We start from the raw sequence: 4,250 nt of genomic DNA on the forward strand, positions 1-4,250 counted from the left end.
AGCAACTAACTGTGCTGATTTATCAAGAACGATTGATCATATAAATCTGTTGCTTAGACCAAAAGGTGATCAGCAGTTTTCACACAGCCTGTGCCAAAGCCGGACTGTGACCGCTCCCGTTTGTGCTGTCTGTTTGTTGTAGCCTGCTTTTTTTGTGATATGGGTGATATCATTCCCGGACACATTTTCCGTGGGGCATATACAATGAGCACACTCGATAACTGGTTTGAACAATTCCTGGCCACACTGCGCGAAGGTGGCTGGCTAAGTGTATTTACACCCCATGGCTGGGATCTCACCGCCAACACCAGTCGCACCAAGCTGGCGGTTCAACGAGATGTGCAAGGCTTTGATGAATTCGCAAGCGCAGGGGAGTGCGCCATCGAACCCGGTGATCCGGCGCTCAGCCTGCTTTATCACGGTTTGATGCATCCAGGCATTCACAGCCCGGCCATCCATTACTGGCCGTCATTGGAAGAGATCGATACCCTGGAAAATTATATTTATGCAGCGGCCTATAGCTCGCTCAGCGCAACCGGGGCGCAGGAATTACTGTCTTCCCTCGTTCCCGTTGTCATGACATACGAATACCGTGTCACGCAAAGAACGCCCCACCAACAGCATGCGGACATGGTGTTTTCCCGTACCGGCGTGGGCCGGGTCGGCACCCACGCGCCGGAATATATCCGTCAAAGACGCTGTTTCAACACGGCCCCGAACGACGACAGCGGAGGCACCCGGGTACAGCCTGCTCGCTACGGGGTTTTCTTATGTCGCCGGGAAACAGCGAACAGCGACATTGCGATACAAGGGGCAAAACACTCCAACGACGAACGTCGCGATTTTTATATGCCGGTATGCAAGCTGTTCGACGGTATGTCTTTGGCCGGCAATACTCTCCGCCTGGCATTTCGCCATTACCACCAAAGCGACAAACTCCAGCGTATGGTCGAGCGCGGCAAGCTCGTGGTCAATGATCGTTTTGATCTTCGACGGCCGCCTTTTTTCTATCGTTCGGACCGGGATAATTTCGTCGATTGCAGTGCCTCTGCCGGCAATGTGGTCGTATGGCGTCAACCACAAACCTTATGCCGTCCGGCAGAACAGGATGGCACTATCGCCTGCTTTAAGGTGCCCAAGGAAAGTCTGCTCTGGTTAAAAAAACTCTTGGACAAGTTGAAATGCAACACTTTCTATAACAACCGCCGCTACACCAGCCTGCGTGTGGGCCAATTCCCTTTTCTGGCGGCAGTGGATTACGCACTCAATGCACTGCTCGAAAAACTCGGCTCTGACAAGCGGGTCTTTTTGTCGCCACGCCAAGCCGGGGAATTCACCAACATACGCCATGTATTGGACGGCGATGGAAAAATACTGGACTTGAATCTGCTGTCCATCGGACAATTCAAGAGCAAGTTATCCAAGGGCGGCTATGACGCTGTGATGTACGAAGACCCTTTGGCCGAAGGTTTTGTCAGCGCCGATATTCAAGGCCTGGGGTTTAACTCAAACCCGGTCAAGGCGGCATATTCTCTGATGACGGCACCCGATTATATGCCCAGGGTGGGCAATATCTATATTTACCAGCACAAAAAAAACTTTGTCATAGGCGGCCCACGCGCCCTGTGCGAAGGTCGGCTGCCCGTCAATCTCCGCTTAACCGATCCCGCCACAGGCAACCCCGTCTTCACGCGGAAGGAAAATACAGTCACCGCCATCACTGCACGGCCACGCAAGCAACCATCTCCCAGCCAGGGGCAAATGGATTACGACAGCACCCATTTCATGACCGACGAAGCTTCAGACGTTTTTGCCCCCGGCTGGGATGTCACCTACACGCGCGATTCACTGTTTTCACAACCTTACTACCACACATCAGGCCTGGGCTCACCGTTTCTGGAAGACGTCAAGCTCTGCGCAGCCGCCAATGGCATGTGGCCTGCGGCATCACCGGACGCCGCACGGACATTCAAGCGCACCACCCGGACGGCACTGCCACTCACCGACGAAGAACTCGGCCTCGCTCCCGGGTGCGCTCTGCGCCTTCATACGTGCCCGGACGCAACTAAAATCAACGCCAGCGAGAGCACGCCGCCAAAACATGAGATTTACGGTTGGGACGGCGAATACGGCCCATACATAGAGGCACGGGACAACCTTTACGTGGTGAATTATGCGTCCATCGAACGCTCCGATTACCTGAGCAACTACGCCAACAAGCAGATGGATTTCGCCCAACTTCGGAAAATCTCCCGACCCGAAGCCAACCAGCGCATGGCCAGCCTAGCCCACGTCAATCAACTCCTGCTCGGGGAAACACCGTTAAAGGACAGCCCGTTCTGGCTGGTCAGTTTTGTGTGCGTCCCGCCCAAAGCTGATGGCGTGAATGATAGAGTGAAGTTCATTAACCTGCCCGACGAGTTAATAAAAAAAACCGGGCTCCAGCACGCGTTTCAAGATGAGCCCCAGGGAGGGTATTTCTACATCTTTGCGAAGTATTCCCAACCCACTTACGCCACCGAAGATCACAAGCGCCGTATACAGCCCGTTGACAGCCTGCATTTCGTGGCAGTCCCTCATGGGAAAGAGCCCCGCATCACCGAATGGCATCCCTGATAATGTGGTGGTTTACAGCAAAGCCGGGGCAAGGCCGGATAAAAGACCTGGCCGTGTTCGGCGATACCATCGCCGCCCATATAGCGGTACTGGCCGCTCTCGAGCAGGGTTTGACGGTGAGATGGGTGCGCACCCGGCCAGATTCACCCAGGCCGGAAAACCGGGATGCCGCCAGCGAATTTGATTCACTGGCACCCGAGGGCGTGCGCTACCTTTGTCATCTTCTGAATGAAGACGACATCCGGCAATTGCAGTTGGGGTATTTCACGGGCATCCATCGCAACCACCAATACCAAGCGTTCGATGTTACGCTCCTCGGACATGGCATCCAGTTCAACACCCAACAACTCAAGCACATTCTGCAACAAAAAGCAGGTGAGCGCGCCCAATGCCTGCTGGAGAGCCACCTCACCATCACCCCCGGTGCAAAACATTGGATGGTGCAAGACAAGCGCTCCGGTTTGGCTCATCCCTGCCGCTGGATCATCAACGCCCAGGGCGAATTCAGCGCCCTGTCACAACAAGCGCCCGTGTACTTGAGTGATGACCTGTGGATCGAACGTAAACTGTGCCCGCAGCAGGAAAAAAGCACCAACCAGGTCTTTTTTAACGAGACGCCCGAAGGCTGGCAATGGTCCGCCTGGGACAATCAGGGCAATTTGTGCGAAACCGTCTGGCGAAACCATCGCAAGGGATATTGCCAATCCTCCCAGGCTGTCCTGACCTCCCGGGCCTTCAATGCACGCTGGTACCAGCGGCAACACTGTCTGGAATATCTGACGGGCGCGCCCACGCCGATCCTGTTGACCATTCCCACCTTCGTGCGTTTTGACCCGGCCTGCGGCCTGGGTACCAGCCTGCACATTAAATCCGCACTCCATGCCATTAGCTGTATCAGGGAATGCCTGAGTCGGCCGGACAAGGCGCAACAGGCATTGGCACAGTATCAAGCCGCCATGCTCTCCACGGTGAAGGATATTACCGGGCCCATGGCCGATTTCTACCTAGGATACGGTATCCATGCCGGGAAATACTATATCCCCTGAGCCCTTCACTTCGCTTTTTAACATTACAAACCATCATTGATACGCAGAACTAACTAGTAATACTGTGCGCCGAAAATGGCTCTCGTTGGCGTGTTGTGTTTATAATTTTGCTCAAATGCTTTCGGCTAGAAGCCCATAGTGTGCTCTGATTAAAATTGAATGCCCGCTTTTAGAGCCAATACCGACATTCATATTTTTGAAGTGGGTTATTAAGAACGACTGCAATTCGCTCAAAGCGCATATCCGTTCTGGGCACAGGCTGTGTGAAAACTGCTGATCACCTTTTGGTCTAAGCAACAGATTTATATGATCAATCGTTCTTGATAAATCAGCACAGTTAGTTGCTGCTTTACTAAAATTAGTAGCATACCAATTAGAACAAAGTGTGCTGATATGACCTTCCATATTAAAGGCCAAGGCAGACATCAAGTCACCTTACTTCCTGAAGCGCTGGATGACTTCGTTACTGAGGAGAATCCTGTCCGAGTAGTCGATATTTTTGTTGATGGATTACAGCTTGATTCACTTGGCTTTGAGAGAGTTCACGCAAAACAAACAGGACGGCCAGGTTATCACCCAGCTACCATG

The 4,250-nt window shown here is 53.1% G+C and carries 2 protein-coding genes and 1 pseudogene; all 3 read left to right on the forward strand.

Features of this window, described 5'->3' with window-relative positions; genetic code table 11:
* Window positions 1–204: 204 nt before the first annotated feature.
* On the forward strand, window positions 205–2,616 hold the full coding sequence (locus H595_RS0119310; RefSeq protein WP_156886033.1) for a hypothetical protein: 2,412 nt from the start codon (window positions 205–207) through the stop codon (window positions 2,614–2,616).
* Between the two features lie 2 nt (window positions 2,617–2,618).
* On the forward strand, window positions 2,619–3,662 hold the full coding sequence (locus H595_RS0119315; protein ID WP_156886034.1) for a hypothetical protein: 1,044 nt from the start codon (window positions 2,619–2,621) through the stop codon (window positions 3,660–3,662).
* A gap of 393 nt (window positions 3,663–4,055) precedes the next feature.
* Window positions 4,056–4,250 (forward strand): annotated as a pseudogene (locus tag H595_RS24015) (IS5/IS1182 family transposase); the annotation flags it as partial.

Origin of the sequence: Rheinheimera baltica DSM 14885, from assembly GCF_000425345.1 — a bacterium.
GTDB lineage: Bacteria > Pseudomonadota > Gammaproteobacteria > Enterobacterales > Alteromonadaceae > Alishewanella > Alishewanella baltica.